This window comes from Paenibacillus sp. FSL K6-1566, from assembly GCF_038050475.1.
GTDB lineage: Bacteria > Bacillota > Bacilli > Paenibacillales > Paenibacillaceae > Paenibacillus_AQ > Paenibacillus_AQ lactis.
Map to the genome: position 1 here is coordinate 3,725,066 of NZ_JBBOSR010000001.1, position 23,988 is coordinate 3,749,053.

The following is a 23,988-nucleotide window of genomic DNA, read 5'->3' on the forward strand; positions in this document are numbered from 1 at the left end:
TCCTCCTTTACCATAGACTCGTCTCCGACGTTTTCCTCGCGAAGCGGTTCACTAGAAGCAGCAGCGTAAGGTTAATCACCGAGTTAAACAGCCCGATCGCCGCGGTGTAGCTGTATTCGCCCTTAAGAATCCCGGTCGTGTACACGAACGTGGAAATCACGTCGCTTGCCTCTAGATTCAGGTTGTTTTGCATCAGCAATATTTTCTCGAACCCGATATTCATGAATTGTCCGACATCGAGAATCAGCAAAATGACGATGACGGGCACGATTCCCGGCAGAGAGACATGCCAAATGCGCCGCATCCTGGAGGCTCCATCGATCTTGGCCGCTTCGTACAGCTGCGGATTGATTCCGCTGAGCGCCGCGATGTAGATAATCGACTGCCACCCCATGTTCTGCCAAATGTTCGAGCCGATGAAGATCGTCTTAAACCAGCTGGCCGATTCCATGAACCGAACCGGATCTCCGCCAAATGTCTGGATCAGCATGTTTAAAGGACCGTTAACCGACAGCATCACCGTCAAGATGCCCACGATGACAACCACGGAAATAAAGTGCGGAATATAGGTGATGTTTTGCAGCCATTTACTGTAGGCTTTGCTGCGAATCTCATTCACGAGCAGTGCCAGCATGATCGGAATAGGGAACGCGAGCAGCAGTGAGATCAAATTGATGGTTAGCGTATTGCGCAGCAGTCTCCAGAAATAATACGAATCGAAAAATCGCGTAAAATGCTCGAAGCCGACCCATTCGCTGCCGAATATCCCTTTGGCCGGGTTGAAATTTTTAAAAGCGATTTGAAGTCCGTACAAGGGACCATAGTGGAAAATCAGATACCAAGCAATCGGCAGCAGCAGCATCAGATACAGGTCATATCGTTTGGCCATCTGAACCAAGAGGCGGCTGCCGCGATTCGGACGGCTGGGGGGCAGGTTGGCCCCCGGAGGGGCCTCCATGTTGTTCATAATATCTACTCCTTAACCAGCGGCAATCAGCCTTATTTTTTCATCTTGTCGTAAGCATCCTGATACAACTGCTGCAGCTGATCCATCTTCATCTTCTTTAAGGTCGACTGGAATTCTTCCCATTTATCGAAGCTGAGGGCGCCGGCAATGAATTTCGTGCTCTGCTCCTCGTAATACTTGTCAATGTCGTTGCGTAGGATATTGACCTCTTGCGCGGTTTTCTCATCAAACATCGGTGCCGCGTAACGTATCTCCGGCATGAACGGATCCAGCTTCTTCTGCGCATCCTGCACCTGCGGCGGATTAATATAGGAGGAGACCTGCTCGCTGATCAGATGAGGCGCTCCGCCGCCGGCATACGGGGTAATTTTCGGCTGCGTTTCGGAAGTCGAGTATTCTTCCTTGTAGTACGGGATGCCGTCTTTCAGCTCGTAGTGCTCGCCTTCTCTACCGAACCGCAGGAGCGTGGAGCCTTCATCGCTGTAGAAATAATCGATCCAGCGAATCGATGCTTCGGGATGCTTATTCTCGGACGTGATGGCATAAGCTCCCGGATCTCTCGGCACCGGCGACGCCTGGCTTTGCATCCGGTCTCCGTGCGGTCCAGCCGGAGGCGCCATCCCTTCGTATTGATCCGCGATCGGCAGGAAGTTGTTATTCGTTTGGTCGAAGAATACTCCCGTTTTGCCTGACCCTTGCTTCGCCAAATACTGCGCTTCCGTATGAGAGAACACCTCGGGATCAAGCAGCTTCTCTTTGTACAGCTTGTTCAAGTACATCAGCATTTCTTTGTTGCGTTCGCTGCCCATCCAAATTTCAACCTTGTCGTCGACGATGTTAATGTTGTAGCCAAACTGCTGATCCAGACCGAATGAGCCGCTCATCATCGTCACGATATGTAGTCCTACACGGGCGGTCATCGGAATCTCGTCCTTCTGGCCGTTTCCGTTCGGATCCTGATCGCGGAAAGCGACCAAGACGTCGTACAGCTCATCCGTCGTCTCGGGCACCTGCAGCTTCAGCTTCTCCAGCCAAGCCCGGTTGATCCATTTCTTGTCCGTCCGTGCCGATCCGAGCGTCACAATTCCCGGAATCGCATAAATATGACCTTCCGGCGTCGTAATTGCCGCGCGGATTTCTGGATATTCCTCCATCAGCCTGGTGAGGTTGGGGGCGTAATCCCGGATCAAGTCTTCCAGCGGAATCAGCTGGCCGCCTGCCCCGTAACGAACCGCTTCGAGCGGTGTAAGACCGGAGCGGTATAACACATCCGGAAGCTCATTCGAGGCGAACAGCAGGTTCTTCTTTTCCTGGAAGCCATCGGTCGGTGCTTCGATAAACTCAACCTGAACATTGCTCATTTTCTCGTAATCCTGAAATACCGGCATGTCTTTGAACGGCCCGTTCACGGGTGCGATCCGGGTGAACATCTTCAGCTTGATCGGTTCCTGCACGATCGGGAATCCTTCCTTGCTCACCGCGTTTGACGCTGCTCCCTCTGGGGCGGTATCCTTCTTCCCGCCGGTCCCGGAGCTGCAGCCCCCAAGGATCAGGCCTGATATAATCATCAAGCTGATTGCAGACCTGCCCCATTGTTTTCGCTTCATACAATGACCTCCTCTTTCTCGATGAATATCACTACTTGTAAGCGTTTGCGTTGATGTGGATTTATTATAGTCGATCCCATCAGAGGGCAAATTCCACAAATATGACCTCATACTCCACTTATTTTACGGAGTTGCCTGGCCTGACCCTTTGCACATAGGCTTGGGGCGTCATGCCTGTCCTTTCCTTGAATACTTTAAAGAAATAATTGTAGGTGCTGAAGCCGACCTGGACGCTGACTTGCTTAACCGAATAGCGCCGGCTTTCCAGCAGCTTACGGCTTGCATCGATTCGCACCCGGTTCAAGTATTCCGAAAATGTCATGCCTGTCTCCTCTTTGAAAATCCGGCTCAGATATGATGGATTCAATCCGATCGCCCCTGCCGCAAGCTCGAGCGTAATGTAGCTATGATACTTCTCCAGGATCAACAAAATAGCCTGGGAAACATGCCGCGAATGATGGCCGGCGGCACGCTGAAGCTTCAAACGGTTCAACAGCTCGGCATAATAAGAAAGAAGCCATTGCTCCAATTCATCCACGCTCCCGATTTGTCCCACATCGTCGCGCGGTGGAAGGACGCCGTTCTCTTCGCCTTCATCAGCTAAGGGAAGCCATTTTCGAATCGCCTTCTCTGAGGCGGACAACAGCTCGCGTACGATCAGCTGGACCGACGGCGAATGGATCGGCTGCTTGCGAAGTCCGTCAAACACGGAAGCAATCACTTCCTTTACGCCTTCTCCGTCCAAATTTTCCACGGTGAGAAGAAGCTGCTTCTGCTCCTCGATGGTCAAGGATACACGTTCGCTGTGCAGCCCCGCCGGCTGCAGGGCCGGAGCAGCATCCAAGGCCCGCTCAGCCGTCCGGTAGCTGGCTTCGAGCCGGGAGAGGCTGGAGCATATGTGTCCGACGGCATACGTGCATTTCAAATTCATAAACAGCTCCAGCGAGTGACGGAGATGGCTCATCAATCTTTCGGCTTCACTTGCGGCAGCCTGCTCGCTGCGCTCCTGGAATGCGAACACGACGGCGATGCGTCCGTTCTCCACATAAGCTGCCGTCCGCTGCGACATGTCGCCGCCCAGGCTTTGCTGCATCAGATCTACCGCCTGCTTCATCAGCCGGTTCGTCTCCACATCGCTTCGCGACTCTGTGAGCAGCAGGAAGGAAGAAATTTGCATTGCCGCAGCTGCAAAACATACTGCCCCCGCATACAAGCCGTTCTGTCTGGAATAGGTCTCCAATTCGATCGCCGACTCGGTCTTTCCCCGCAGCGCTTGAACGATGAGCTCACGCATATCCGAAGGACCGGCGGGTAACAGACGATGTTCCGCTTCACGCTCTTCCATCTCCTGTACGGCTTTCTTCAGAACGCCCATGAGCTGAGCTGCGTCCAAACGATGCTTGAGTAAATAATCGACTGCCCCGTTCTTTAAGCATTCGCGAACATAGTCGTAGTCGTCGTAGCTGCTCAGCATAATGGTTTTGGCGAAGGGATACCGTTCCCGGATCGTCCGGTTGAGTTCCACACCGTTTATGCCCGGCATACTTACATCCAAAATGACGATATGCGGCCGATTCCATTCAATCATACGGAGCGCCGTTTCTCCCTCATAGGCCTCGCCGCACAGCTCGAAACCGTGAATGCCCCAATCCGATATCGTTCTAAGATGGTGGTGCACCAAAGGTTCATCGTCAACCAACAGCACTTGATACATCGCTTATTCCCCTTTATATCAATCTATTTACCGCTCCCCATTCCGGGGAAGCTGAGCTCGACTTTCGTGTACAATCCCTCTTCACTATAGAGCTTGATCCCATAGGGCTTGCCGAACAGCCTATGGATCCGCTCATGCACATTACGCACCCCCATGCCGCTGAAGCGCGAGTAAGTCCCTTCGCTGCTCTCCTCCAGCCGCACCATGCTTTCATTGCTCATGCCTTTGCCATTATCGATCACTTCGATCTTCAGGTCTCCATCCTCGCCGAAGACTCGGATCAGCACGAATCCCCCGTGGCCTGATGGACCGAAGCCATGCATCAGCGCATTTTCGACAATGGGCTGTAATGTCAGCTTGGGTACGCGGCATTCCAGCAGATCTTCATTTTCTACCTGAATCTGCACCGGAATCGGTTCAATAAACTTGTATTTGACGATTGCGACATAACTGTTGACGTAATCCAATTCCTCTCTTAATGTAAGAAGCTCTCCTGAATTACCAAGCACGCCGCGCATCAGTTCAATCAGTGCTCCCGACACCTCTTCGATGTTGGGCACCCCGTTCAGCTTGGCCAAATATTTGATCGTATTCAGAGAATTGTAGAGAAAATGCGGGCGGATTTGTGCCTGGAGTGCGGTGAGCTCCGCCTCCCGTTTGGCTTGCTCGCTCGTCCGGATTCCTTCCATCAAGCGTTTCAATTCATCCACCATACCGATAAACACGTGATATAAATCGCCGATTTCGTCCTTCGACTCGATCTCCGTTCTCGGAAAGTCGAGATTCCCGTCCTTGACCCGCATCATCATCGTTTTCAAACGACGGATGTGCAGAGTGGTGCGGGACGACATCTGAAGCGATCCGAACAGCACGGCGATGAAAACCACGACCGACACCTCTACCATGAGATTGCGTATTCTTATGGATTCGCTCAGCAGCGAATCGAGCGGAATCAACGCCCGGGTCGTCCACCCCGTATACTCCGATTTCCGGCTGACGACGATATAAGGCTTTCCGTCAATGACTTGTTCCGCGGTTTCTTCGATACTGGACAGCTCAGCTGCATCATAAATCGCTTTTTCCATACCGGGGGTTACGCTTGCCGGAGCCGAATCGGACTTGTAAACAAGCTGCTTCTGCCCGTCGAGCACATACAGCATGCTATCGGCGGTCGGCTTGACTCCGTATGTTTTACGAATGAAATCATAATGCAGGTCCACCATGACCACGCCGATCGTTTCCCGATCGTAGCGGAGGACGCGGCCAACAGAGATTGCCTCCGTTGTGCCCGAATGCTTGAAATATGCGTGGCGCTCCCCATTCCGCAGCATGAAATCCATCGTGCTTGTTTCCAGGAACGTACGGTCGATCCAAGGCCCTCCCGAGAAGAATACCTTTCCGTTCAAGCCGATGACGGCAATTCGGGAAATATACGGCTTGTAATCGATCAATCCCGACAGATATTCGGTGATCCTCTTCTGCTCTTGAAACCATTCATAGCTGATTTCTTCGCTTGGGCTCAGGACCGTATCGATCACCGTATTTTTGTTGGTAACCGCAACCGTGTTCAGCCGATCGATCTCTTGGAGCATAACGTTAAGGGATTCGTCCGCCTGCCGGATGCTGTCCGAAACCGAGGTGATGGCGGTACGCTTGATCGTATCCCGCATATTCACATAAACGATGCTGGTAACGGAGACGATCGAGAGGAGCGTAAGAAAACCGAGCGCAACAAACATTTTTCCCTGAATGCTTAATTTGGGTGAAATCCACTTTTGCAGCGTGGCCAGCGTCATTGTCCGCTCTCCTTTTCGGCTGGAATGATAAAAACAAGATGGGTCGTAAGCGTTTGCAATAATAACAAGCTCCGGCTAACCTTTCGCACCGGTTCGCATGGCCAGCGGAGGCATATTGTAATAAATTTTAAAAGCTCGTGTGAACGTGTACAGGTTCGGATAGCCGAGGGACAATGCGATTTCAGTGACGGAAGCATCTGTCTCGGTAAGCAGGCGCTTCGCTTTTTCCATACGGATGTTTTGAAGATATTTCTGCGGGGATACCCCGACTTGAGCGGCAAACACGTTGGAGAAATACGAGCGGTGTACCCCTGCGAAAGCTGCTACCTGCTGCACCGTTATCCCTTCGGTTGCGTGAAGATCCATAAAATCCATGCACGCCCGGATCCACCGCGAGGGCTCGCTTGAGTGGACGGGTTCTGTATCGGGTATAAGCAGCGCCATCAGCTCGCATACCATCCCTTGAAGCGCCAAAGAGACGGCCGGATGCCAGCGCTCGGTGCCGGCCATCTTATCAAGCGTTTTTGCTGCCGCTTCCTTGACCGGTGAAGTAAGCATTTGTTTCCCGTATGGTCGATCCGGCGTGATCCCGGCAAGCCCCAGCAGCCCTTTGACCCGGGTGCCGTCCACGGCAAGCCAATTCATTTGCAGAGGCGCATCGGATGCAAGCGCGTAATAATCATAGGTCCTGCCCGGGTACAGGCAAAACAGATCGTTCTTGCTGAGCTCCACCCTTTTGTCGCCGAATTCAAGGCATACCCTTCCTTCAAGAACCAAATGAAGGCTGTAACATTCAATCCGCTTCGGCCCGACCTTGTAATTAGCCTTAGCAATGCTTCGGCCGCCCCGGACTGGCCATAACTGCGCCTCCTTATCGAGGTAGCCGGGCGTGTAATAAATAAACTCGGCAAACTCGTGATCATATTCCTGCATCATCGATTGCCACCCTCCTGAAAGTGTTGATGAAATCATCTAGATAACAAAATGACAATATGTAGACAACATAACGATATTCCTAAACCATTGATAATTCAATATTATCATAATGGGAGGGGATAAATTTTGTCTAGTCAACCTAACATTTTACTAATCACAAGTGATCAACAGCATTGGAACACGATCGGTGCCTTTCAACCGGAAATTTCGACTCCGAATTTGGATCGGCTGGTACGGGAAGGGACGATGTTCGAGCGGGCCTATTGTCCGAATCCTACTTGTACGCCCAGTCGAGCCTCCATCATTACTGGCATGTACCCAAGCCAACACGGCGCATGGACATTGGGAACGAAATTGCTGGAGGACCGCCATACGGTCGGGGAAGATTTCAGTGCGGCAGGATACAAAACCACGTTGATCGGCAAAGCGCATTTTCAGCCCTTGAAATCGACGCCGGAGTACGAATCGAAAGAAGCATACCCGGTCTTGCAGGACTTGGAATATTGGCGGAAGTTCCATGGACCGTTCTATGGCTTCGACCACGTCGAGCTAGCACGCAACCATACGAACGAGGCACATGTCGGACAGCATTATGCACTGTGGCTGGAAGAGAATGGATGTACTAACTGGCGCCAGTACTTCCTTCCTCCTACCGGCACAATGAATCCCAAGCAAACGTACAAGTGGCCGATTCCGGAACGATACCACTACAACGCGTGGATTGCCGAGCGTACGAACGCCCGTCTCGAGGAGCACAACAAAACCGGAGTCCCGTTCTTCCTATGGGCGAGTTTCTTCGATCCGCACCCGGAATATTTGGCTCCGGAGCCATGGGATACGATGTACGATCCGGAGAAGCTTACGATCCCCGCGCTTGTGCCTGGTGAGCATGATCGCAATCCACCGCATTTCGGCATGACCCAGGAGGAAAATCCCGACTTCTCCGAATGGATGGAGACGGGATTCGGCATCCACGGTTATCGTTCGCATCATTATTATGAATACGGGGGCAAAGAACGGCTGACGGAAAATGACAAGAAGAAGCTGGTCGCCGTTTATTACGGCATGATCAGCCTGATGGACAAATATATCGGCAGCATTCTGGATAAGCTGGACGAACTGGGTCTAGCCGAGAATACCCTGGTCGTATTTACGACGGATCACGGTCATTTCTTCGGCCAACATGGCCTGCAGGCCAAGGGAGGATTTCATTATGAGGATTTGATCAAGCTTCCGTTTATCGTGCGGTATCCCGGCCGGGTTCCCGCAGGAAGAAAGTCGAGTGCCATCCAATCCCTGGTTGATCTGGCGCCCACCTTCCTCTCATTCTGCGGATTGCCGATACCGCCAGCCATGGCCGGCGTCAACCAGAAGGACGTCTGGCTCGGCTCCCGGGAAAGCGTAAGGGACCATGCAATCTGCGAATTCCGGCACGAGCCGACGACGATTCATCAAAAAACGTACGTGGATGATCGCTATAAAATCACGGTCTATTACAATCAAACGTATGGGGAAATTTTCGATCTGAAGGAGGATCCGGGGGAGCTTCGCAACTTATGGAGCGAACCAGGGTACGAAGGGTTAAAGTCGGAACTTCTTCTCAAATATGTGTGGGCAGAGCTCGGGAAAGAACCGATGCCGATGCCGAGAATTCATCACGCCTGAACGGCTTCTTCATTAAATATAACTTCATGATTCAACCTTGTAACTAAAATAGGGGGGACGTTCGATAAGGCTATTTTGCCTTCGATCTGCCCCTCTTTTTCTGTAAATTTATCCTTGCCATCCATTTGAAGGTTAGAACACTACGATACCTGCAACCGCGGACAGCAAAATCACTGCAAAGGGATGTACTTTATACTTCGTCACCATCACGATACTGCCGGCGCAGATCAACAGCATTCCGATCATCGACCAGCTCGGCACCGCTTCTGTGCGCCCGCCGAGTCCAAAATGGATGGCGGCGTAAATGATTAGGCCGGTAACGACCGGACGCAAGCCGTAAAACGATGATTTGATCCAATCGTTGTTGTACAGCTTCAGAAAGAAAGCCGAAATTAGAATGACGAGGATGAGCGACGGCAAGATGATGCCGACCGTGGCAACGATGGCTCCTAAAACACCGGCCTCCGAGTATCCGATCAAAGTAGCAGCATTGGTCGCAATGGAACCCGGCGCCATGCCGGCCATAGCTACGACTTCCTGGAATTCCCCGAGATCCGTCCATCCCCTTCCCTCCGCCTCCCGCTGGATTAGCGTGAGCACGGCATATCCGCCGCCGAACGAAACGAGGCCCACCTTAAGAAAGACAATGAATAACTGCCATAGCATAAGTGGATCCCCCTTCAGATGTAATATTCCGGATATTGCAATTCCCGCTTTTCTTCATACGGCGGCTTCTCTGTACGAACGGCCATTCCGAGTTTGCGCTTGCATAAGACCACCGCTATTCCCGCAAGCGGCCCTCCAAGGATCAGATATAGCGAATGGATACTGGTGAACAACAAGAGAAGCACCGCAATCGCTGCGATCATCAGCGTAGCGGCATCCAGGATGGAGGACTTCCACATTTTGCAGGCAGCAACGATAATCAGAGCCACTATCGAAGCATGAATGCCTTGGAGCGCAGCTGTCACTTTCTCGTTATCCTTAAAAATCGTGCTGAGGAGACTCAGAAGAAATACGATCATGAACGTGGGCAGCGTGATTGCAAAGACTGCCGTAACCGCCCCTAGGATCCCGGCAAGCCGATAGCCGATAAAGGCAGAGGAATTAACGGCAACCCCACCCGGAGCGGAGCCGGCAATGGCCATCATCTCCGCCATCTCTTCCTCGTTCATCCACCCATTCTTATGAACGATTTCTTGTTCGATCATCGCGATCATCGCATAACCTCCCCCGAACGTGGAAGGTCCGATTCTAAAAAAAACGCCGAACAATTGCCTCAACAGCTTAAATCTCCGGCTTTGCGCATCGTTCATCCGGCCTCACCCTTTATGCTCTAGTTTGTCATATTAAAATTATAGCACATTAATTCCATTTTGGTATTAAGTTTTATTTTTGGCGAGGAATATGTTGACCAATCATCATGAAAGAATCAAAATTCATATGAAATTCTTGTGTAATAACATCAAAATGATGTAAAGTTGATTAATCCGATGTCTTGTCTGGAAATAATACGACGATGCCGCTATACTTGATATACCCGACTAATGAACTTGGAAATGGAGAACGATGCTTATGGTGGTTCATTCCAATCCTCCGCTTAAGAAGCAGGTTTACGATCGTATTTCCTACCTTGGGACTGCCTCGAAAGTTGATTTGATGCATTATTTTTCAATCACCAGCAGCAGCATGACGCGTCTGCTTGAAGAGATGACCTCCCAAGGGCTGATTGTCGTCTCCGGCCTGGGCAGCTCCACCGGCGGCAGAAAGCCGCTCCTGTTTCAGACCAATCCGACATACCGGTATTTGCTAGGTCTCGATATATCCCGCATTCATTCCGCGCTCGGTCTGTATGACATGCACCTAAATACTTTGTCTCTGACCCGCTGGAATATGGACAATCAAATGACGCCGGAGCGGTTGGTCGACCTGGTCGCAAGTGAAGCAGGGAAGTTTCTGGCCGCCCAAGGAATCTCGGCAGACGATGTCCTGGGAATCGGGATCGGAGCGGTCGGTCCGCTGGATCAGAGCAAAGGCTTGATTCTCGAGCCGGAATTCTTCTCGGCTCCTTCGTGGATAAACGTTCCGATTTGCGAGCTGCTTGAGACAAGACTGGGGATCCCCGCCTTACTCGACAACGGTGCCAATACCGCTTTGATTGGTGAGCATTGGGCACTTAGAGCGCATAACATACAGCATGCCCTTTACGTGCACGCCGGCGTTAATATCCGGTCCGCCGCGATGTCGGGCGGTCAAGTGCTGCGCGGGGCCGTCGATACCGAGGGTGCGGTCGGGCAAATGATCATCCAGGCGAACGGCCCTCGCCTCCGTGATAAAGGCAACTATGGCGCTTTGGAAGCCTTCGTGTCGGTCCCCGCGCTGGAAGAGCGCGTACGTACCCAACTGAAAATCGGGCGCTACAGCATGTTGTCCGGCATGCCCCCGGATCATGTGAATTTCTCAGCGCTGGTCGACGCTCTGGTAAGCGGGGATCCGCTCGTAACCGAGCAATTTACGGAAACCGCCGCATACTTGGGTATCGGTCTCGCCAATCTGATCAATGCGCTTCATCCCGAATACGTTATACTGGGCGGACCGCTGATGACCGCGCATCGGATGGTGTTCGACAACGCGGTGGAAATCGCCAAGAAAAATACATATCATTACCCCGAATACAATCCGGTCTTTACCCCGGGAAGTTTAACCGATGAAGCCGTCGCTACCGGAGCAGCGATTATGGTCCTTCAAGCGTGGGATGGCGAATGAACCGGGGAAGCCCGCCCCAACCAAATCAGAACCACCCGTCAAACGGGTGGTTTGCTCTTGGGGTATAACCCCTTGTTGCCAAACTGCGCCTAAAGACGCTAGCCTGACAATAAAATTGCTCAGGCTCAGTGTAATTTGTCACTTTCACTTACCAGTTAAACTGGTTTACTTCTTCTTGTTACTGTTTTTGCTGAATGGGTCTTCATACTCTTTCACACTCAGTTTATCAATTGCTTGGTCATGTGCTTCTTGCTCACGGATATATTTTGCCACGGTGGCTTCATTCAAGCCCACTGTGCTGACGTAGTATCCCTCCGCCCAGAATTTTCGATTACCATATTTATACTTCAAGCTAGCATGCTTCTCGAATATCATGAGTGAGCTTTTCCCCTTCAGGTATCCCATAAATGATGATACTGAGATTTTTGGGGGAATTGCTACCAACATATGTACATGATCGGGCATCATGTGACCTTCAATTATCTCCACTCCCTTGTATTTGCATAATCGTTTGAAAATTTCGATTAAGTCTTTCCTCACTTGATTATAAATCTCTTTCCGTCTATACTTCGGGGTGAACACAATGTGGTACTTGCACATCCACTTCGTGTGAGCTAAACTATAGCTCTTGTTTGCCATCTAAGACCATTCCTTTCATTATTGAGCCTGAACATCTCAATTTTATCGGAATGGTCTTGTTGGTCAAACCCTCGATCCCTCCACCCGCATAGCGGGTGGTTTTTTGTTTCGCACGCTTCGCGAGCTCAACTGGCTAAAGCCGCAACAAAGAGGCGCTGCAAATGCAGCGCCTTCTTCATACGCATTGAACATTTCCAAAAACAACGATTCTGCAGGCAATCTAACGGTCTTCCTCCCCTGTGAGTTGGAATCAGCACTTATCAGCATGGATAGCTATAGTAATCCTGCGTGTGCACAACTTTGAATCCAACGGATTCATATAATCCAAGCGCATGCTCGTTTTTCGTTTCAACTTCTAAGTGTACCGAATATCCGGCAGCGCTTTGTTCTTTAATGACTTGGCGCAACACCTGTCTCCCGATTCCCTTTCCTTGATATTCCGGCAGGATCGAGAATCCATAAACCCATGCCTGCCCCTCTTCTTCCCTGCTTATTCGCAGCTTACCGACGGTTTCTTCATTCACAACAATCATGCGCATGTCCGTATGATCCGCGAACGTTTTGCTTTCCATCACGCTGGCGTCTTCTTCATCCATGCCGAACGCTTGAACGGATATCCGTACGCTCATTTCATAATCATTGATCGTAGCCTTCCGCAAAACAAAACCGCTCGTTTCCTCAAGCGGACATTCCTGCCACATCATTTGATGCTCCGAGAACGCATACTTAACGCCTTGTTTATTCAAAAAGGATTTTGCCGCATCCGATCCTGCAGGCGCGTTCAGCAAAATTTTCTTGTATCCGCTTCGTTTGATGTGTTCCATGGCATGATCGAACAATCGTTGGAAATATCCCTTACGCCGCTCGCTTGGCTTTACCATGCCGCAAACCTCGACAGCAGAACCAAAAGCATATAAACCTAAGAACGCGACGAGCTCGCCATGCTCGTATTGCAAATAATCCATCTGGTCAGAAGTGCGCTCCCTGAGCATTTCCCAATTCAGCTTCAGTTGTACATGATCATGACTTTCACACTCTTTTTGCAATTGCTCAATGTCTATTAATTGTTGTGTCGTTAACATGTTTTCTCCCTTCCGCGCTCCGTCTGTCTTCAATTATAAATCGTTTATCTGCCCAGGGATATGAATGGTTATCCGATGACTTAATATAGGATTTCACCTTATCGTACTGGGGTATCAACCGGATCGCAGTTGCCCATAATTATAAAAAATACGCGGAAATTTGCTTATGCCTGTTGCCGTAAAATATGAGGAGTGAATGGATATGAAAGCTATCATTATTGAACAATATGGCGGAAAAGAGCAATTAAAAGAAGCAGATATTCCAAAGCCTACCCCTGGAGAGCAACAAGTCATCGTAAAGCTCCATGCCACTTCGATCAATCCGATCGATTGGAAGCTACGTGAGGGATATCTCAAGACCATGATGCCGTTCGATTTCCCGATTATTCTAGGATGGGACGCTGCTGGTGTCGTTTCTGAGGTTGGCGAACAAGTGACCAGCTTTAAGGTTGGGGATCGGGTCTTTGCTCGTCCTGAAACAACGAACCGGGGAACCTATGCGCAATATACTGCGGTGGATGCTCATTTGCTCGCCAAAATCCCTGAGAATCTAACCTTTGAAGAGGCTGCCTGTGTCCCGCTGGCCGGATTAACTGCATGGCAGTGCTTATTCGACTTTGGAAATATCCAAAAAGGCGAGAAGGTGTTGATTCATGCCGGAGCAGGAGGCGTCGGCACATTCGCCATCCAGCTTGCCAAGCATGCGGGAGCCTATGTTGCAACTACAGCGGGAACACATAATGTGGATTTATTAAAGTCGCTTGGTGCCGATGAAGTTATTGACTATAAGAAACAAGACTTTGAAAAAGTTCTGAGCGATTATGATTTTGTCCTTGATTCGTTGGGGGGCGAAAACCAAGAGAAGAGCTTTACTATTTTAAAAAATGGCGGCAAAATGGCATCGATAGTGTCTGAGCCTAATCAAGAAAAAGCAGCGCAAAAAAACATAAAATCAGGCAATGTCTGGTTGAATCCGAACGGCTCGCAATTAGCAAAGATGGCTGAGCTTTTGAAACAAAACAAACTTAAGGTCTTGATTGGGCACCGATATCCATTATCTGTGGAAGGGATCCGTGAAGCCCATGCCATAAGCGAAAGTCATCATGCGAAGGGAAAGATTGTTATTGAAATAAGGTAAACATTCAAACCTCCCGTTGCGTCAATGTTTTTGTACGATATATCAATAGACTCAATTATTGGGTTGCACTGGCTTGGTGATGGATGAGGTGAGCTATTGAGTCACCTCCCCGTCTTTAAGCTTGCGTATACTTCTGATTTTTCGTAGCCATGCCTGCTTTAACAATGCGGGAAACAGACGATGGATACGCCACGCCCACCGAACGGCAACAGGAAATATAATGATATCTTTGTTTTGGATAATGCCCTTTAGGATCAAATCAACGGCCTCACTGGTTTTCATTGCCCCTGAGGGCAGCGATTCCACTACTTTCTCATTCGGTACATTGGCAACCGTCATATTCTTATAAATGTCGGTTTGAACATGGCCGGGACAGATCGTGCTAACCTTGACTCCCATATCTGCTCCTTCATACCTTAATGATTGTGAAAGACCGACGACTGCGTGTTTGCTTGCACAATACGGCGTGTTGCCCGGCTGAGGCATTAAGCCAGTGGCAGACGCTGTATTTACGATATGCCCGAACCCTTGCCGGGCCATCACTCGATAGGCAATTGTCGAGCCATAAAGCACCCCATTCCAATTGATATCCATTACTTTTTTCCACTGGGCCATCGTCAGATCCCTGACATCCCCGCCAATCGCAATGCCAGCGTTATTAAACATATAGTCAATCCTGCCATATTGTGATACGGTTTCCTCGATTAATTGTTGGACCTCGGCTTCGCTGGCAACATTGACTTTCATATAACGTGCGGTTCCTCCGCGATTCTTGATCTCATCTACAGTACTCTCAGCATAATCTTCACGAATGTCTGCAACAACTACAGTCGCGCCCGATTTTGCTAATTGGAAGCAAAGCTCTCGTCCAATGCCAGAGCCGCCGCCAGTAATAATGGCCACTTTATCCTTAAAATAATTCACGATCCGTACCCCCTTCAACTGACTGACTTCAGTCAATTAATGATTAAAAAATATACAACTTCCGAAGAAGCTGTTAACCAATGCCTAGTATGCGTTTATAAAAATATTTAAGCTTCTCCACTCTTTCTTCATCGGACATACTTGAATCAATCGACTGCCAGCCGTATAAACAAAATTTTGCTGTCTCCTCAGGATACGAGCAGTTGAATGAACCATCGGCATTTCCTGTTTCAATTAATTCTTTGAATAGGGGGAGAATCATTTGTATTCCTGCGCTGCCAATTCGCTTATGAATCTCCTCATTCTCCTGCTGGTGTATGGTTTTGATTAATATAGCATCTTTCTTAAGCATGCCGCTTGTAAATTGGAACATCCGTTCTAATCGATCCGCTGCGCTGATCGTATTGTCTTTCATCAAAACCATTAAATCGGCCAGTATTTCTTTAGCCCACTCCTCAACAACAGCATCGAGCAATTCTGATTTTGATTTTACGTAGTGATACACAAGCCCATGCGCTACACCCATTTTATTCGTGATATCGCTGATTTGTGTTCCTTCATAACCCTTCTCCTCAAACAGTTCCTTGGCGGTCTGAATGATCTCGGCTCGCCGCTCTTCTGGTGGCTTCGTCTTTCGTGCCATGGAAGTTCACCTCCTCCTTCTGTCATCTAATGGGCTGCCTTCAAATATGAATATATCAGGTCCATTGACTTGAGTCAACGAGGATAATGTCCAGGCCGGCCTACCTTTTTTTTCTGTTTAGTAGGTTGCGAAAAAAAACAAAGCGCCATCTAGGCAAATCAAAGGCCATCTCGTAAAAAGAATGGCCTTATCAGTAAGGGCTTCATATAATCGAGTGATCTTTATTCGTCCGAAATATTGATTTTGCGGGCAACGGGGGCCTCTTTTTCCTCCTCGATCGTGTCAATGACACTGTCAATCACGGATCGCGAAGCAAGCAGCCATTCCTTGACGGCGTTTTTCACATGCTCCTTCGTTTGATGCCGCTCCAGATTTGCCAACAACTGCTCCAGTCGTAGCATATTTTCCATGACTCGTTCCCTCCTAAGCGCTCCCGCTTCTTATTTATCCTGCATACTCTCCATTTCCCGTTTGCCAAACCGGATAACAAGCCGGTCCTCTGCATATCTAGCGCCTACCACTTGGCGGTTCATCAACGTCCTTGGCAGGATAACCTTGCGTTTATAAGCACCGGCATCCACCGTCAATTCGTCTCCCGTCTGCGTTAAATTCAGATCGCCCTTATCGATAAATGGAATCATAAGCTCCAAGAGCATTTCCCCGTCCTCCTCGCGAATCGACTCTGTTCTGCCGTGGTAAAACATGGCGGAAGGATCCCGGTCGGCATAAACGATGTCCGCTAATTCTTTAAGAACGGGAACTCCGATGATTTCCTTTTGCATCATAGGAGCCTTCAGAATCGGAAGCGGCTGGAAGTTCAAGACGATTTCTTCCTCGTATTTCTTTTGAATGTCCCGCCACTGAGCGAAGAAGCCTTCTCCCGCCTCATCCGGCAGCAACCGATTGACGATAATGGCATCCGTGTTGAATCCGAACAGGTTCAAATAGGTAAAGGAGCGCTTTGCTTCGGCGAGCACCATCTTCTCGGGATTCAGCACAATCCTGACCGACGTGGTGTCCGAATCCAGGACGAGCCGCTGCATTTCCTCCAATCCCCGTGCCAAACGCTCGATGCTGTCCAGCACGTCATCCGAAGGAAGATCGATATCCTTGACAATTTTGGCAACCGGCCGTACAATCTTGATCAGTTTGCGTTCGGTCGGGAAGATTTTCTCCAGCCACCAATTCAATACGTTCGGATAGCTTAACAGCCGCAGCGTCTCTCCGGTCGGGGCGCAATCCACCACCATGACATCATATTGCCCGCTTTCAGCATGCTCCTTGATTTTCAGCAAACTAAACAGCTCTTCCATGCCGGGAAAAACAAGCATTTCTTCCGTAGTGACGTCTTTAAGCTGGGCTTTGTCGAGTAATTTCGTGAGCCAAACCTGTACGGTTCCCCAATTGCGCTCCGTCTCGCGGATCGCGTTCACTTCCTGCCCCCACAAGTTTTCGCTGATTTGCACCGGATCGGGCCCGATCGGTACCGCCAGCGAATCCGCTAAACTATGCGCTGCATCTGTGCTGAGAATCAGGGTTTGTTTGCCTTGCTCCGCCATTTTCACTGCCGTCGCCGCCGCGATGCTGGTCTTGCCGACTCCGCCTTTGCCCGTGTAGATGATGATCCTCAAATCCACCCGCTCCTTTTTAGTACGATTTCGTAGTAATTGGTCGGAAAAATCCGGTATGATAACCGGTTATTCCTCAATCTGAATCTTTATTGGCTGGCGCTTTACTTCTTGCGGTGTAACAGGTCCTCCATCTTGGAAGACTTTAGCTGCCTTGAACAGAAGTGCCGTGAGCTGCTCCAATTCTTCCGGCGTAAATGCATCCTCCAATCTGCCAAGCAGCGCCATCATGATTTGCTCCCATTCTTTCGCCAGCTGCAGACCTTCCTGCGTCAGCGTGACGAGCTTCACGCGTTGGTCTTGCGCAGACGTGGCTCGTGCGATCAAGCCTTTGCGTTCAAGCCGCTTAGCGATGCTGGTCATCGAACTTAATGGTGCCCCCATCTCGGCGGCCAGCTCCGACATCGTTAAATCTCCGCGGAGGAGCAAAATAAGCAGCGTCGACATATCGGAGCGGGTCACTTTTTGTTCAAGCTGAAGCGTATCGGTCATAAAAGCGAACGGACGCAGACCGGTCTTGAGGAAAAGATCGTATAGTTGTTTTATACCGGTCACTCCTTTATGTGCGATTTCGCATGATTGCGTCTTGCGACTATTTTAATACGATATCGTAATAATTTCAACAACCTCTTCGAATTTTTCTTACTAATGATAACCAGCTATGGACAAAGCTTATGCATATTACGGGAATCTCTCCGTTTTAACTGTCCTCAAAAATGCCCATTGACACATTTTCGTGCACAATGATCCATTGAAACTGTTAAGGTCTATTATCCGCAGAGACATAGCACTTTTGCAATCCCAGCAGGAGATTAGCCTGGATTGCCGTACTTAAATATTAATCGATTGTTAATCAAACGGCAAAAGGAGACCTAAGAAATGCGGAGAGAGGCCATATTGTTAGTGGATGATGAGGAAGGTATTTTGGTCATGCTCGAAAATCTGCTTCGAAAAGAAGGATTTATCGATATCGTAAAAGCCGGTTCCGCTGCTGAAGCGCTCAATGCCGTGCAAACAAGACGTTTCGATATGATCGTTCTTGACGTCATGCTTCCGGACATGGATGGATTTTCGCTGTGCACGGAAATGCGCAAAACCATCACGACTCCGGTTTTGTTTCTGACCGCACGTTCCAGTGACCTGGATAAACTTCGAGGCCTGTTCTTGGGCGGGGATGATTATGTAACCAAACCATTTAACCCACTAGAGGTGATCGCGCGGATTCAGGCACATTTGAGACGGAGTATGATGGTTGAATCCAACCATCAATACGCCGAAGAGCTTTATCGATTCAAGACGTTTACCGTGAACCGGTCAACGGGCCAGCTCATTATCAATCAAAAGGATACGCCTTGTCCGGCTAAGGAATTTGAACTTCTTCTCTATTTCTGCAAACACCCCAACCGGGTATTTACGGCTCAGCAGCTATACGAGCAAATTTGGGGTACGATGGTTCATGGCGATGAGAAGACCGTCGTCATTCATATTTCAAGATTACGCAAGAAACTGGAAGTCGATCCGGCTAATCCTAAGGTTATCGTTACATTAAGAGGAATCGGATACAAGTTCGTTCCGCCGTCGGGAGGCTAACACCATGAACTTTATGCTTCGCATCGCCCTTCAATTGCTCGCGGCTTTCGTTTTTCTATTGATTTGTATTCAAGTCATCATCCTCGGGGTTGCTTGGTTATTCTGGCCGGATTTGATTCGGACGGGTAACACTTCGAATCATTACGAAATCTTCGTGGTAGCCTTGTGCAGCGTTCTGTTTGTTGTTACTTTGCTTTGGATCGGTTGGTATCTAGGAAAGCCGCTTTACATCATGATCGTCTGGATCAGGAGCTTGGTTAGTGGACGGTTCGATCCCCCGCCGGGCTGGAACAACCTCCGCTCCCATAAGAAAGGCAGGCTGAAATTTCCGTATGCGATCTATAAAGAAGTGTTCGAGCACCTGCGAATGCTTGGCAGCACGCTCCAAAACAACGAGAAGGCGCTCCGTGAAGCAGAACAATCGAAGCAGGAATGGATTCGAGGGATCTCTCACGATTTGAAAACGCCGTTAACCTATATCTCAGGTTATTCCGCGATGTTAGTTCACCCTGATTATCGGTGGAGCGAAACGGAGAAAAGCGATTTTCTTTCGGTCATTCAGCAGAAGGCCGCTCACCTGCAAGAACTGGTTGAGGATCTTAATGAAACGGTTAATGGTCCGATTCCTCTAAATGCCGAGAACACGGATATCGTTGAACTCGTGCGCAGAACGGTAGCGGATGTCAGCAGTGCTCCTTGGGCTGCCGGGTACGCATTTGTCATGGATTCGGAGCCGGAACAATTGTCGATCAGCTGCGACCCGAAACTCATGACACGTGCCATTCGGAATCTGCTCGTCAATGCCGTCGTCCATAATCCGGAGGACACCCGGATTGAGGCTCGAATTAAGCTGCTCGATCATCGGATTGCCGAGATTCGTATTAAGGATAACGGGGTCGGATTTAACCAGCATGCGGCGCGAGTTACGATTCAACCAACGAGCGAACATGCGGGGCTTGGATTATCCATCGCTAAGAAATTCATCGAGGCGCATGGCGGAACGATCATGGTCCAAAGCTCGCTTGGCGAAGGGACTTCCATTTTGATCAGGCTGAAGGCAGAGCACATTTAGGGTGAAGTTGTGTTCCCGTTTACCTCATGTTTACCCAGGCTTCTTATACTTACGGTAACGATGTATAAGGAGGCGTGATCTATGAATCCCGCAAATGAAAAGAACGTATCCTCAGCCTTGCCGGATCAATCGGAAACATCTACGCTGCATTGGTGGAAGCGTTGGCCGGATTGGGTCCCTTACGCGACGATCATTTGGACGCTCGCTTACGGCGTGCTCGGACTATATTGGTGGGTAGGAGGCCAAGGCTTTCCGCTAGGCTTGGTTAATGATCCGGGTGCGGCTCACTCCCTGTTCCGGCAGGCTGCAGCCGCTGACGGCGGATTGCTCATCGCTTGCCTGTGTTTACTTGGAGCCATGGCCATGCTCTTATTGAATCGGAAAGCCCGCGGGATAACCCGAGCAATCATGCTGTTATACGCTTGGAGCGCAGCCATGGTCCTGTGCTTTGCGATCCCAGATCCACGCGCCCTGATAGGGATGGCTTATGCCCCAGTATCTTTGATCGGAGCCGTATTCGGACAGTCATTACACTATCTCGATTTCTTCACATGGCCGGTCGTAAACCAATATATCTGTCTCATCGGCGGTTTGTTATGGGCCGCAACCGCTTTGACATACCAGCGCCACACCCGCGATGCTTGCAGGCATTGCGGACGAAACAAGGGTCATACGTTACGGCGGATGAACGCAGTGACTCGTTTGGGAAGATGGGCAACCTATGCAGCGATTCTAGCCCCACTATATTATGATATCACTCGCATAGCTTGGCTGCTCGGTATTCCTTTTGGAATCACCGATGAAATGCTGTACAGCCTGCAGGCTTCAGGCGCGGATTGGGCCGGTGCCGGACTTGCCTTGGTCTCGATCGGAGGTGCCTTTCTCACGCATGGACTCATCAAGCCTTGGGGGGAGAGCTTCCCCCGTTGGTTCCCAATCTTGGGTGGTCGACGCGTCCCTCCTGCCTTAGCCGTCATTCCTGCCGGATTCGTGGCGATCCTCTTAACGGTTACCGGCATTCAAGTCATTCTTGAGTTTACGATGAGCGGTGATTTTCAAAATTGGGGAGGCACAACGCCGCTTCTGCTTATGCCAGTTTGGGGGATTGCTCTGGGGACAGCAACCATTTGCTACTATTACCGGAGGCAAGAGCAATGCCGTCAATGCGCATGATACGGAGTTCACGTAATTTAGGCTTCTCGGTCGGCACTTCTCCTACTACGATAGCTTCCAGGCAGGAATCAGCGAATGGAATTGGAAGAAGAAACTGACCATAACGTGAATCAGCGTATATAATGCTAAAATAATCAAATACGTAATGAGCCATATCCGGAACGGCTGTTTCATAAATAGAAACAATAACAGCATTCCGACCGGGAATGGAATAAGCACAATCAACCAGATCGGCAGCCCGATTGCCTCAGCAAGAGCACCCAAAGAAACTACGGATGCGCCTATGGCTAGAGCTTGCCAGAGATGTATGCCCTTCGTAACCAAGCGGCTGCCGAAGAAATAGGATATGGACGTAAGTAATACGGCTATAATGAAACTGACAACATATTGCATGCATCTTCACCTTTCGGGCAAATATTTAAAGTAGTATACCAGTCGAATGTTAATAAAAGTGCAGCTTTTTGTAAAATATGGTGATTTCGAGATTTAACCTTGAATCGGGATTCACATGATACAATAAAAAAACCGCGATTACGCCGCATCGCATATGCGTTTGTCTTGGCTAGGTAAATACGCCAAATGAAAAACCCTCCATTCAAATAATGGAGGGTTTTCGGGCATGCATCCTATAGTATAACATCATTTTCGCCAGTTTGGGACAGCTGCATGTCATGTTTGTATATCGAAGTGCAGGTTACGTTAAAAGATCGTCGGCACCATTCCCCCATCCATGCGTATAGGCGAACCCTTAAACGCGGATGCATAGGGGCTGCATATAAAAGCCGTTAACCGGCCTATTTCAAACGGTCTGATAAACCGCTGAATCTCAGATTGGGGCAGGTTTGATGCCATAAAGGCATTCTCTTTTTCCGAGAAAGGCATATCTTCATCGTTGTATATGCCCTCAATGATCTGCTGTACATTTTCGGATAGCGTCGGTCCGGGCATGATCGTGTTAACGGTAACCTCTGTTCCTTTCGTCAATTTCGACAAGCTTTTGGCTAAAGACAACAGCATGGATTTTGTCACACCATACTGCGGCATTTGGCCAGAAGGCATAACGGCCTCTTCACTCGCAATAAAGATAATGCGTCCATACTGATTCTCCAGCATGCTGGGCATATAGAATTTCGTCAGGGCATTTGCTGCAAGGACATTCGTAGAAATGTACTTTTCCCATATAGCGTCATCTATATCTTCATACTGCATGATTTCATAAATTCCCATGCTGTTTACTAAAATATCGAAGTTCGGGAACTTTTCGAATAATGCTTCGCGCTGTGCCCGGTCTACCAGATCGGCTGCCGCATTTTGAGGCGAGGTCTCCGGGAATGCCGACTTGAGTTCATGGACCGTCCGTTCTACGTCTTCGGCGTTTCTGCCGTTAATGAATACGTGAACCCCTTCCTTGGCAAGCTCAAAAGCTATGGCTTTACCGATCCCTTTGGTGGATCCCGTGACTAAAGCTGTTTTATTGGTTAATCCCATTTCCATCCTACATTTCTCCTTATGTTTGCTAGACTATGGTCGTACTGAGGATAGAATTAGGATACCTTGTTTTGCGCATTTGGTAACTAGTTTAAGGCGCCAAAGTTCTTGCAGTACACGCCAAAATCTTTTGCTCAGGAAGCCGAATGGACAGAACGCCAATTGGTTGGGGTATCCCCTTCCCATTGACGGAAAGCCCGGTAGAACGAATTCAAGTCTTCGTATCCAAGCAGAAAAGCGATTTCTTTCGTATCCAGCGAGGGATCCGTCAAGTATTCGCATGCTTGCTCATGTCTAGCCTCTGTCAGCAGCCGCTTGAAGCTTGTATTCTCGTCAGTGAGCCTGCGCTGCAGGGTACGGCCGCTCATTCCGAGCTCCCTGGCAATAGGCAAAATATCTGGTCGTCCTCCTGCCAGGCTTCTTTTCATGATCCATTTGACTTTATCGGCTATCGACGGGTCTAACTGCCGATCATGGAGCGATTGGTCCAGAGCGGGAGTCAGGATCTCAAGCAATTCTTCGTTGAACGACATAAAAGGAAGATCCAAGTCCTTCTGATGCAGCGTCAAGCGGTTGCGCTTGCCTCCAAACCGGATGCGGCAGCCAAAGTATGCCTCGAGGGCCTCTGCATTGCCAACGGACTCCGATAACTCAAGCGAATGTGCCGACACATGCTGATCGGTTCCCCGGCGGCCAAACTCCAGTAGACATGCAAGCGTGATGCCAAGCAGAATCGGCGGACCAGGCTCTTCCGTCTCCAGCCAATCCAAGTCCATCGTGCAGTACCCGCCCTCCTCGCTCATGCGTAATCTTCCAGGAGGGCACAGCCGCTTGTACCGGACCATTCGGTTAAGGGCATCCCTATAGTCACGGGCATGGTAAGTCGCTAGGACGGAGGGCGGGTACTTCGCCGTTTCAAAAGCCGTCGCTAGCTTGATGATTCCTAGTGCAGGATCACCTATAAGATCGGTATACGCCTTCCAAATTGAATAATATTGGGTGGCAGTTACCTCGGATTCATTGATGATCGTCAGCGGAAGCCGCGCTTTTCGTACGATGTCTTGATCAGCGAGCCCTAATTGACGGATGCCGGACCAAAAGCCTGGCGGCATTTTAATGCGGTCGGAGGTATGAGACTTCATACGCATGCAGCCTCCTTT

At 49.7% G+C, this 23,988-nt stretch carries 23 protein-coding genes; 6 read left to right on the top strand and 17 right to left on the bottom strand.

Features of this window, described 5'->3' with window-relative positions; all coding sequences use genetic code 11:
- Positions 1-7 precede the first annotated feature (7 nt).
- The 5 genes from NST08_RS16320 to NST08_RS16340 form a co-directional block, all read right to left on the bottom strand.
- Entirely contained in the window at positions 8-967 is a 960-nt protein-coding gene (locus NST08_RS16320) for an ABC transporter permease (protein WP_007131361.1), read from the bottom strand.
- A 32-nt stretch (positions 968-999) separates the two neighbouring features.
- Positions 1,000-2,574, bottom strand: coding sequence for an extracellular solute-binding protein (locus NST08_RS16325; RefSeq protein ID WP_007131360.1), 1,575 nt, complete (start codon positions 2,572-2,574; stop codon positions 1,000-1,002).
- A 118-nt stretch (positions 2,575-2,692) separates the two neighbouring features.
- The gene (locus NST08_RS16330; RefSeq protein ID WP_007131359.1) at positions 2,693-4,288 is read right to left on the bottom strand and encodes a response regulator transcription factor; all 1,596 of its coding nucleotides are present in this window, start codon (positions 4,286-4,288) and stop codon (positions 2,693-2,695) included.
- Positions 4,289-4,311: 23 nt separating this feature from the next.
- Entirely contained in the window at positions 4,312-6,084 is a 1,773-nt protein-coding gene (locus tag NST08_RS16335; protein ID WP_341341989.1) for a sensor histidine kinase, read from the bottom strand.
- Positions 6,085-6,159: 75 nt separating this feature from the next.
- Positions 6,160-7,020, bottom strand: a complete 861-nt coding sequence (locus NST08_RS16340) for an AraC family transcriptional regulator (protein WP_341341990.1) — start codon at positions 7,018-7,020, stop codon at positions 6,160-6,162.
- A 126-nt stretch (positions 7,021-7,146) separates the two neighbouring features.
- On the opposite strand from NST08_RS16340, the gene NST08_RS16345 reads away from it, so the two are divergent.
- Positions 7,147-8,685 (top strand): sulfatase family protein, encoded by a 1,539-nt coding sequence (locus NST08_RS16345; RefSeq protein ID WP_341341991.1) that lies wholly within the window; start codon positions 7,147-7,149, stop codon positions 8,683-8,685.
- 132 nt (positions 8,686-8,817) lie between these two features.
- Here the strand turns inward: NST08_RS16345 and NST08_RS16350 are convergent, their stop codons facing one another.
- On the bottom strand, positions 8,818-9,351 hold the full coding sequence (locus NST08_RS16350; RefSeq protein WP_341341992.1) for a chromate transporter: 534 nt from the start codon (positions 9,349-9,351) through the stop codon (positions 8,818-8,820).
- Positions 9,352-9,365: 14 nt separating this feature from the next.
- Positions 9,366-10,001, bottom strand: a complete 636-nt coding sequence (locus tag NST08_RS16355) for a chromate transporter (RefSeq protein WP_341341993.1) — start codon at positions 9,999-10,001, stop codon at positions 9,366-9,368.
- 259 nt (positions 10,002-10,260) lie between these two features.
- Here NST08_RS16355 and NST08_RS16360 point away from each other — a divergent pair, with 259 nt between their 5' ends.
- Entirely contained in the window at positions 10,261-11,451 is a 1,191-nt protein-coding gene (locus NST08_RS16360) for an ROK family protein (protein ID WP_028404272.1), read from the top strand.
- A 165-nt stretch (positions 11,452-11,616) separates the two neighbouring features.
- Here NST08_RS16360 and tnpA read toward each other — a convergent pair whose 3' ends face one another.
- Both tnpA and NST08_RS16370 read right to left on the bottom strand, forming a co-directional pair.
- Positions 11,617-12,090 (bottom strand): IS200/IS605 family transposase, encoded by a 474-nt coding sequence (gene tnpA / locus NST08_RS16365; protein ID WP_007127619.1) that lies wholly within the window; start codon positions 12,088-12,090, stop codon positions 11,617-11,619.
- 260 nt (positions 12,091-12,350) lie between these two features.
- Positions 12,351-13,172 carry a GNAT family N-acetyltransferase gene (locus NST08_RS16370; RefSeq protein ID WP_341341994.1) on the bottom strand — a complete coding sequence of 274 codons (822 nt, stop codon included), beginning with the start codon at positions 13,170-13,172 and terminating at the stop codon, positions 12,351-12,353.
- A 202-nt stretch (positions 13,173-13,374) separates the two neighbouring features.
- On the opposite strand from NST08_RS16370, the gene NST08_RS16375 reads away from it, so the two are divergent.
- On the top strand, positions 13,375-14,310 hold the full coding sequence (locus NST08_RS16375) for an NADP-dependent oxidoreductase (RefSeq protein WP_341341995.1): 936 nt from the start codon (positions 13,375-13,377) through the stop codon (positions 14,308-14,310).
- Between the two features lie 93 nt (positions 14,311-14,403).
- Here NST08_RS16375 and NST08_RS16380 read toward each other — a convergent pair whose 3' ends face one another.
- From NST08_RS16380 to NST08_RS16400, 5 genes are all read right to left on the bottom strand, one after another.
- Positions 14,404-15,234 carry an SDR family NAD(P)-dependent oxidoreductase gene (locus NST08_RS16380; RefSeq protein WP_341341996.1) on the bottom strand — a complete coding sequence of 277 codons (831 nt, stop codon included), beginning with the start codon at positions 15,232-15,234 and terminating at the stop codon, positions 14,404-14,406.
- Between the two features lie 73 nt (positions 15,235-15,307).
- Positions 15,308-15,877: a TetR/AcrR family transcriptional regulator gene (locus NST08_RS16385; protein WP_007131349.1), complete on the bottom strand. Its 570-nt coding sequence runs from the start codon at positions 15,875-15,877 to the stop codon at positions 15,308-15,310.
- A gap of 221 nt (positions 15,878-16,098) precedes the next feature.
- Entirely contained in the window at positions 16,099-16,287 is a 189-nt protein-coding gene (locus NST08_RS16390; RefSeq protein ID WP_341341997.1) for a hypothetical protein, read from the bottom strand.
- Positions 16,288-16,317: 30 nt separating this feature from the next.
- Positions 16,318-17,508, bottom strand: coding sequence for an ArsA family ATPase (locus NST08_RS16395; RefSeq protein WP_341341998.1), 1,191 nt, complete (start codon positions 17,506-17,508; stop codon positions 16,318-16,320).
- 66 nt (positions 17,509-17,574) lie between these two features.
- Entirely contained in the window at positions 17,575-18,060 is a 486-nt protein-coding gene (locus tag NST08_RS16400) for a MarR family winged helix-turn-helix transcriptional regulator (protein ID WP_007131346.1), read from the bottom strand.
- Positions 18,061-18,384: 324 nt separating this feature from the next.
- Here NST08_RS16400 and NST08_RS16405 point away from each other — a divergent pair, with 324 nt between their 5' ends.
- From NST08_RS16405 to NST08_RS16415, 3 genes are all read left to right on the top strand, one after another.
- On the top strand, positions 18,385-19,095 hold the full coding sequence (locus NST08_RS16405; RefSeq protein WP_007131345.1) for a response regulator transcription factor: 711 nt from the start codon (positions 18,385-18,387) through the stop codon (positions 19,093-19,095).
- Positions 19,096-19,099: 4 nt separating this feature from the next.
- A complete protein-coding gene (locus NST08_RS16410; RefSeq protein ID WP_007131344.1) occupies positions 19,100-20,167 on the top strand; it encodes a sensor histidine kinase in 1,068 nt (355 codons plus the stop codon).
- 81 nt (positions 20,168-20,248) lie between these two features.
- The gene (locus NST08_RS16415; RefSeq protein WP_341341999.1) at positions 20,249-21,340 is read left to right on the top strand and encodes a hypothetical protein; all 1,092 of its coding nucleotides are present in this window, start codon (positions 20,249-20,251) and stop codon (positions 21,338-21,340) included.
- 45 nt (positions 21,341-21,385) lie between these two features.
- Here the strand turns inward: NST08_RS16415 and NST08_RS16420 are convergent, their stop codons facing one another.
- From NST08_RS16420 to NST08_RS16430, 3 genes are all read right to left on the bottom strand, one after another.
- Positions 21,386-21,733, bottom strand: a complete 348-nt coding sequence (locus NST08_RS16420) for a hypothetical protein (protein ID WP_213614047.1) — start codon at positions 21,731-21,733, stop codon at positions 21,386-21,388.
- A 306-nt stretch (positions 21,734-22,039) separates the two neighbouring features.
- Positions 22,040-22,834, bottom strand: coding sequence for an SDR family NAD(P)-dependent oxidoreductase (locus tag NST08_RS16425; RefSeq protein ID WP_213614045.1), 795 nt, complete (start codon positions 22,832-22,834; stop codon positions 22,040-22,042).
- A gap of 128 nt (positions 22,835-22,962) precedes the next feature.
- A complete protein-coding gene (locus NST08_RS16430) occupies positions 22,963-23,970 on the bottom strand; it encodes an AraC family transcriptional regulator (protein WP_341342000.1) in 1,008 nt (335 codons plus the stop codon).
- Positions 23,971-23,988: the final 18 nt, after the last annotated feature.